The organism is Mycobacterium sp. (genome assembly GCF_032162605.1).
Taxonomy (GTDB): domain Bacteria; phylum Actinomycetota; class Actinomycetes; order Mycobacteriales; family Mycobacteriaceae; genus Mycobacterium.
This window is the reverse complement of record NZ_JAVROT010000577.1, coordinates 1-7,395: the sequence shown is the minus strand read 5'-3', so window position 1 is coordinate 7,395 and position 7,395 is coordinate 1. Positions and strand designations below refer to the sequence as shown.

Annotated in this window: 8 protein-coding genes and 1 pseudogene; 5 read left to right on the top strand and 4 right to left on the bottom strand. The window is 66.9% G+C overall.

The window, feature by feature from the left end; translation table 11 throughout:
- Positions 1 to 775 (top strand): SAM-dependent methyltransferase (locus QOI01_RS32130; protein WP_526387618.1); only part of this gene is annotated, 775 nt, incomplete at its 5' end.
- A 92-nt stretch (positions 776 to 867) separates the two neighbouring features.
- Positions 868 to 1,842 (top strand): aldo/keto reductase, encoded by a 975-nt coding sequence (locus tag QOI01_RS32125; RefSeq protein WP_526387616.1) that lies wholly within the window; start codon positions 868 to 870, stop codon positions 1,840 to 1,842.
- Positions 1,843 to 1,950: 108 nt separating this feature from the next.
- Here QOI01_RS32125 and QOI01_RS32120 read toward each other — a convergent pair.
- Both QOI01_RS32120 and QOI01_RS32115 read right to left on the bottom strand, forming a co-directional pair.
- Positions 1,951 to 2,073, bottom strand: a pseudogene (locus QOI01_RS32120) (MmyB family transcriptional regulator); the annotation flags it as partial.
- 111 nt (positions 2,074 to 2,184) lie between these two features.
- Positions 2,185 to 3,000 (bottom strand): LLM class F420-dependent oxidoreductase, encoded by an 816-nt coding sequence (locus QOI01_RS32115; RefSeq protein WP_526387615.1) that lies wholly within the window; start codon positions 2,998 to 3,000, stop codon positions 2,185 to 2,187.
- Positions 3,001 to 3,354: 354 nt separating this feature from the next.
- Here QOI01_RS32115 and QOI01_RS32110 point away from each other — a divergent pair, with 354 nt between their 5' ends.
- Positions 3,355 to 4,095: an SDR family NAD(P)-dependent oxidoreductase gene (locus QOI01_RS32110; RefSeq protein WP_526387613.1), complete on the top strand. Its 741-nt coding sequence runs from the start codon at positions 3,355 to 3,357 to the stop codon at positions 4,093 to 4,095.
- Here the strand turns inward: QOI01_RS32110 and QOI01_RS32105 are convergent, their stop codons facing one another.
- Entirely contained in the window at positions 4,096 to 4,989 is an 894-nt protein-coding gene (locus tag QOI01_RS32105) for a LysR family transcriptional regulator (RefSeq protein ID WP_526387611.1), read from the bottom strand.
- A 113-nt stretch (positions 4,990 to 5,102) separates the two neighbouring features.
- Between QOI01_RS32105 and QOI01_RS32100 the strand changes: the two genes are divergently transcribed.
- The gene (locus tag QOI01_RS32100) at positions 5,103 to 6,557 is read left to right on the top strand and encodes a dihydrolipoyl dehydrogenase family protein (protein WP_526387609.1); all 1,455 of its coding nucleotides are present in this window, start codon (positions 5,103 to 5,105) and stop codon (positions 6,555 to 6,557) included.
- 37 nt (positions 6,558 to 6,594) lie between these two features.
- Complete coding sequence (locus QOI01_RS32095; RefSeq protein ID WP_526387607.1) at positions 6,595 to 6,819, top strand: hypothetical protein; 225 nt, start codon at positions 6,595 to 6,597, stop codon at positions 6,817 to 6,819.
- Here QOI01_RS32095 and QOI01_RS32090 read toward each other — a convergent pair.
- Positions 6,795 to 7,025: a hypothetical protein gene (locus QOI01_RS32090; RefSeq protein ID WP_526387605.1), complete on the bottom strand. Its 231-nt coding sequence runs from the start codon at positions 7,023 to 7,025 to the stop codon at positions 6,795 to 6,797. The genes QOI01_RS32095 and QOI01_RS32090 overlap by 25 nt on opposite strands.
- Positions 7,026 to 7,395: the final 370 nt, after the last annotated feature.

Genomic DNA, 7,395 nt, shown 5'->3' with positions numbered 1-7,395 from the left:
GATGTGGAGCTTGTTCGACCGCTCGGCGGCGGCGGGCGTGGATCCCGAACTGGGGGAGCGGATGCAGGCGTTGCAGGATTTCGTCGCCGCCCGCACGGCCTACATCGACGACTTCTTCGTCGCGGCGGCTGAAGCGGGGATCCGTCAGGTGGTGATCTTGGCGTCGGGTCTTGACGCCAGGGCGTGGCGCCTGGCGTGGCCCGTCGGCACCCGCGTGTACGAGCTCGACCAGCCCAAGGTGCTCGACTTCAAGTCCTCGACGCTGCGCGGGCACGGCGCCGAGCCGACGGTCGAACGGATCGAGGTTCCCGTGGACCTGCGCCAGGATTGGCCGATGGCGCTGCGGCAGCATGGCTTCGACGCGCAGGCGCCGACGGCGTGGTCGGTCGAGGGGCTGTTGCGGTATCTGCCGGCCCACGGGCAGGATCTGCTCTTCGAGCGCATCCACGAGATGAGCGCCCCTGGGAGCCGGGTCGTCGTCAATGCGCCCACCGACGATGCGCTGGATCCGGAACGTCTGGCGCGGGAGAGGGAACTGACCCAACGGCTGCGGACCGCGTTGGGCACGCGGGTCGCGATCTCGCCTCCCAACGTCGAGGAGTTGTCGTACGCCGAGAAGCGCACCGAGGTCACCGAGTGGCTCGCCGACCACGGCTGGGAGGCATCGGCGACGACGGTCCCGGAAGCGGTCGCTCACTACGGCCGGGGCTCTGGTGGCACGGGTGCAAAGAGCGCGGTGCCGAGCGTTTTGATCTCGGGGCGACGACCGAAGTAGTCCCGCTCGACATCTAGGAGGAACGTGAAGATCGTTGATACGGTGCGGTGACGACGGCACCAAAAACACCCCGTATGGAAGGACCTGACGACATGCACTACACGAGGCTGGGCGCGACTGGGCTCGAAGTGTCCGTGATCGCCCTGGGTTGCATGAGCTACGGGGAACCCGGCCGCGGCGCGCAGCCCTGGTCGCTGGGTGAGCAGGAGTCCCGCCCGTTCATCAAGCAGGCCCTGGAGGCCGGGATCAACTTCTTCGACACGGCCAACGTCTACAGCGGCGGCTCCAGCGAGGAGATCGTGGGCCGGGCATTGCGTGACTTCACCGCGACCCGCGACGAATACGTGCTTGCCACCAAAGTGTTTCAACGGATGCACGAAGGCCCCAACGGCGCCGGCCTGTCCCGCAAGGCGATCATGTCCGAAATCGATGCCAGCCTGACCCGCCTCGGCGTCGACTACGTCGACCTCTACCAGATTCACCGCTGGGATCCGGACACTCCGATCGAGGAGACCCTGGAAGCGCTGCACGACGTAGTCAAGGCCGGCAAGGCCCGCTATCTGGGCGCATCCTCGATGTTCGCGTGGCAGTTCAGCAAAGCCCTGCACCTGGCAGACCTGCACGGTTGGACCCGTTTCGTGTCGATGCAGAACCATTACAGCCTGCTCATGCGCGAAGACGAGCGGGAAATGCTGCCGCTCTGCGCCGATGAGGGTATCGGTGTCATCCCGTGGAGCCCGATGGCCCGCGGCCGGCTCACCCGGGACCTGTCCGAGAGTACAAACCGGTCGGGGTTGGACCCGTTCAGCCGAAATCTGTTTCGCGATGTGGCGGACGCGCCGATCGTCGATACGGTCGCCCAGATCGCTGCCGAACGCAGCGTGTCTCGAGCCCAGGTGGCGCTGGCCTGGGTGCTGAGAAACCCGACCGTCACCGCACCCGTGATCGGTGCAACCAAACCCCACCACCTCACGGACGCCGTCGCCGCGACGGAGCTGCATCTGACCGACGACGAAGCCGCCCGTCTGGAAAGCCCCTACCAGCCGCATCCCTGGGCCGGCTTCTGACGGAACAGCCCGCCGCAACCGCTCGAGACGACTAGAAGCCGCGCCGCAGGGCGTCGGACCCGCGGGCTCGCCCTGCGGCGGCGGGAATGCATTTCCCAACAGCGACAATGCCTTACACGTCTCTGAATTCGGTGACGCGGTGTAGGCGACAATGGTCAGGCCGGGATCAGCCGCGATCTCCAACGCGTCGTAGTCCAAGTCGACATCACCGACGACTGGATGGTGGAAGGCTGAATCCCGCCGCGGATGGTGTCACCGTTGCTCACCAGCCCACGCTGCGCAGCAGCACAACAACCAAGGGTTGTCTGCCAGTGCTGTGGTGGTTGTCGTGGCCGAGGATTTCTACGCCGATTGGTCACGCCAGGCGATCATGTCCTTCAGCTCGGTGAAGTCGTAACCGTCGTCGGTGGGGTGGATCTCGGTGGTGAACAGCGTGACACCCTCGCCGACGAAGGCGTCGGCGCTCTCGCGACCCGTCCAGTGCACGGCCCGCTCGATTTGCGACTCGTCGCGGTCGACGTCGGCGACCAGTTCCTTGAGGATCGCGTTCTTGCGGCGATACTCATCGACGCTCGCGAAAGTGTGCCAGATGTCGGCGTGCTTGGCCACGATCGGCAACGTGCGCTTAACGCTCATGCCCCCGATCAGCATCGGAATCTTGCGCACCGGCTGCGGCACCAACAGGCTGAGCCGGCGTTCGACCCGGTCGAGGTTGTCCTCGAACAGATCCATCCGTGACTTGACCGTGCCGAAGTCGTATCCGTGAGTGCTGTAATCCTTTTCATACCAGCCTGCGCCGGCGCCCAGGATTAGCCGCCCACCGCTGATGTGGTCGACGGTGCGAGCCATATCGGCGAGCAGGTCCGGATTGCGATAGCCGATGCCGGTCACCAGCAGACCGATCTCAGCCCGGCTGGTGATCTCGGCCCACGACGCGAGTGCGGTCCAGCCTTCGAAGTTGTTGACGTCGGACTGCTCCGGCAACAGCTCCGGCAGGCCGTCTTCGGACGGCACGGTGAATGGTTTATGGAAGTGGTCGTAGCCGAAGATGGCATCGCTACCGAGTTCCTCGGCCTTCAGCACGGCTTCGCGCCAAGTCTGATAGTCGGGGGCTCCGCCAGGCCACAGCTGAACACCAACCCGAATGGAATCCTTCACGGTTGTCCTTACCTTTCTTGCAGCGCCTCGCGCGCTGTCGAACCATAGAAACGCTTGATGGGGTGCGGCCAAGCCGCGTCGCCATCGTGGCTGCCGATGGCCGCAATAGGCAGAGCCGTTCGCGAGGCGCTTGCATCGTGTCCGAGGAGTTTGAAGGCTGCCGTGCCGAGGCCGTGATCATGCTTCGTCACCTCGAAGATTCGAGGTCAAACCTCCGTGGTGCGTACGGCGAACGGGCGGCCGTCCGCCGCAATGACAGCCATTGCCGAGGCTTATGGCTGAAGTGGAATGGATGCCATCAATCGAATGCTTAGCCTGGAGTCAACGCCGCACGATATCTGCGAGGAGATTCCAATGGCTGCAACACTAGAAGGCTCGACCGCACTGGTGACCGGGGCGACGGCGGGTATCGGCCGCGCGATCGCGCTCCAACTCGCCGCCCTAGGCGCCGACGTCGTGGTGCACGGTCGCAGCGCAGAGCGCGGCGCCGAGAGGGTGCAGGAGATCGAAAACGCCGGCGGGAAGGCGCGTTTCGTCTCGGCCGATCTCAGCGACGCCGATGACGTGCGCCGGCTGGCCGCCGAGTCCGGGCCAGTCGACATCCTGATTAACAACGCCGGTGTCTACAAGTTCGGGGCCACCGCGGACACCGACGACGCGTTCTTCAATGAGCACGTCAACCTCAACCTGCGTGCGCCGTACATCCTCGTGCAGCAGCTGGTGCCGGCGATGGCCGAGCGGGGCAAGGGCGTCGTCGTCAACCTCAGCACTGTCGCCGCCGGGGTGCCGGCACGGCAGGGCGGAATCTATGGAGCGACGAAGGCCGGCATCGAACTGCTGACCCGCGTGTGGGCCGATGAATTCGGCCGCTCGGGCGTGCGGGTGAACGCCGTGCAGGCGGGACCGACCGAAACCCCCGGAACCGCCGTCACACCCGGGCTCACCGATGGATTGGGTCAGCTCACCGCGCTGGGCCGGGCCGCGGCCGCCGACGAAATCGCCACCGCCGTTACGTTTCTAGTCTCGCCATCGGCCAGCTACATCACCGGAGCGATCCTGCAGGCCAACGGCGGCCAGCGCGCGATCGCCCCGTAGTCACGGCGGCACCTCGAATGCGGTGATCAGCTGGCCGATGTCGCGGCGGCGCGAATTGGCCGGCCACACCACCCAGGTGCGGCGCACCAGCGGGTGGCCGACGATCGGGCTCCACGTCACCGAGTCTGGAATGGGATGTGGCCAGTTCTCGGGCGCTAGCGCGAACGAATGACCCGTGCCGACGGCCGCAAGCTTGACCGCAGCGATGAGCAGCTGGTCCTCCGGCGGCGGAGGGCCGAGGTCGATGCCGTGGCTGCGCAGGATGGCGGTCAATTCGTCGTGCCAGGCGGGGCTGTTGGAGCGCGGAAAGCCAAGCCACTGTAGTCCGCTCAGCGAGTCGAGCCGCACGCCGTCAGGGCCGACCAGTCCGGCCGCGAGCTCGGAGGCGAGTAGTACGCCGAGGTTCTCCCGTAGCACCAGCATCGCGTCGAATGCCTCGCCGACGGGCCGTTCCCGCACCAGCCCGATGTCGAGCTCACCGCTTCGCAACACGGAAAGCTGTGCGGCCGTTGACAAGTGACGCGGCATGACGCGTATATCCGAACGGTTCGCGGCGAATTTGGCAAGCGTGCGCTGCAGCAAATCGGGCGGCAGCTCGATCGGCACCCCGAGCCGCAGGACGCCGCCCCCTTCGGAAGTGAACTCCGCCATCCGCCGCAACGCCTCGTCATGCCGGGCCAGAATGGCGCGCGCCTCGCTCAGCAGCGCGGCACCTGCCTCCGTCGGTTGTACGCCGGTGCTGCTGCGCTCCAGCAGCTTGACGCCGAGCTGCCGCTCGAGGCCACTGACCGTCTGCGACAACGCGGGCTGGCTGATGTGCAGCCGACGCGACGCGGCCGACATTCCACCTTCCTCGGCCACGGCGACGAAGGCGGTTAGCTCCCGCAGTTCCATCAGTTCAGCTTATTGCCGCGATCTCGGCCGGGTATGCCAAGCAACCCTCAATCTCAGCGCGGGTGGCGTTTCATTGCATACGACTGCGCGCAACGAACCGAAGGGTGTCAGCCATGGAAACGCCAACGAACTCCTACGACGTGATTGTCGTCGGCGCCGGACCTGTCGGCCAGAATGTCGCCGCTCGTGCCCGCGCCGCCGGGCTGAGCGTCGCCGTGGTCGAACGCGAACTCGTCGGCGGCGAATGCTCCTACTGGGCCTGCGTACCAAGCAAGGCGCTGCTGCGCCCGGTCATTGCGGTGGCCGATGCCCGTCGCATCGACGGCGCCAGGGAATCGGTCACCGGTCCTCTCGACACCGCCGGCGTTTTCGGGCGTCGCGACCGCTACGTGTCGAACTGGGACGACAGCGGCCAAGCCGACGCCTACGTGACGGGCATCGGCGCCGACTTGGTGCGTGGCCATGGCCGGTTGGAGGGTCCGCGCCGGGTTGCGATCTCGACGCCCGGCGGCGACGTGGTGACGCTCGACGCCCGGCAGGCCGTCGCGATCTGCATCGGCAGCGGCGCAGCGCTACCCGACATACCGGGTATCACCGAGGCCAACCCGTGGACCAATCGCAAGGGCACCGACAGCGGCGAAGTGCCCGGCCGGCTCGCCGTTGTCGGCGGGGGCGGGGTCGCTGTGGAGATGGCGACCGCGTGGCAGGGCCTCGGCTCGTCGGTGACGCTGCTGGCCCGCCGTTCCGGTCTGCTGCCGCGGATGGAGCCCTTCGTCGGCGAGCTCGTCGGCCGCGGGCTCACCGCGGCCGGTGTGGATGTGGGCGTTGGTGTCTCGGTCACCAAGCTGCGCCGCCCCGGCGGCACGGGCACGGTGACGCTGGAGCTCGACGACGGCCGCGAGCTGGCGGTCGACGAGGTGTTGTTCGCAACCGGCCGCAAGCCGCTGACCGATGACATGGGTCTGGAGACCGTCGGCCTGACGCCAGGGACCTGGCTGGACGTCGACGACACCTGCCGCGTGCGCGACGTCGAGGGCGGCTGGCTATACGCCGCAGGCGACGCGAATCACCGTGCGCTGCTCACCCATCAGGGCAAGTACCAGGCGCGTATCGCCGGCGCTGCGATCGGGGCCCGCGCCACCGGAGAGCCGTTGGACACCAAGCCATGGGGCGCGCACGCGACGACCGCGGACCACTCCGCGGTGCCCCAGGTGTTCTTCACCGATCCTGAGGCCGCGGCGGTCGGCGTGACCGCCCGGCAGGCTGAGGAGGCAGGCCACCGGGTAAGCGTGGTCGATGTCGAAATCGGCGAAGTTGTGATGGGCGCCAAACTCTACGCCGACGGCTACGCCGGCCGGGCCCGCATGATCGTCGATCTCGACGGCGGTTACCTGCTCGGCGTGACGTTCGTCGGCCCGGGTGTCTCCGAACTCTTGCACTCCGCGACGATCGCCGTCGCCGGCCAGGTGCCGATCGACCGGCTGTGGCACGCGGTTCCGTGTTTCCCGACGATCACCGAGGTGTGGCTTCGTCTGCTGGAGGCGTACCGCGAGCAGGCCGCCGCTTAGGGCGGCCAGCACCGATTCCGGCGCGGAGTAGGACAGATTGATTCCGTCGCTGAATGCCCCTCCCAGGACCACATACGCGGACTTGGGGTACGAGGGCGAGCGTAATGAGGTCCCCACCTTCCTGGAGAACCTGGGCTGGCGGTCGGTCGGCACGCCGATGAGTCGGCTCTTGGCCGACAACGGACTAGCGGCCATGCCGCGCACTAGCGACTGGGTGCCGATGGCCGACACCGTCTACTACACGTCCGTCTTGAGCAAGTAGTCGAACCACGATGCCCCTGGGTCCGGTGTGCGGGCAGGGCCGGCACTGATGCGCCTAGGCCTGCCGTCGCTGTTGGTGCGCCGGGCGGCGCCGCAGTGTTCGCTGGGTTTTGGGCGGCCGGTCAGCGCGGACCTGGCCAGACGACTGTAGGGAACGAGCGTGAGCCCGAGGGCGCGGACCTTGCCCTGTTCGACCAGTTCACTCAACGCGCCGACAGTGTCTTCGATGGGCACCGAGGAGTCCAGGCTGTAGTACAGACCGATGACGTCGGTGCATCCGCGCTCCGCCGGTGTTCAAGGCGATCATCGACACCCCGTTGACATGACGGTGCCGCGCCGATCGCAGGCGCATCGCCGTCGATCGTCGGGTCGCCCGCGGCGAGGGATTTAGGTCACCAATTCGTTGTCGTGCAGTCGAATGCGGCCGGCGAGATCAGGAAGACGCTATCGGCGTAGGACTGTCACAGGCAGTCGGCGTACCGTCCGAAAACGATGGGACCGCCGATCGCGGGAAGGGTCACGATGGTGCGAACTGATGATGACACGTGGGAGATCACGGAGAGTGTGGGAGCGACGG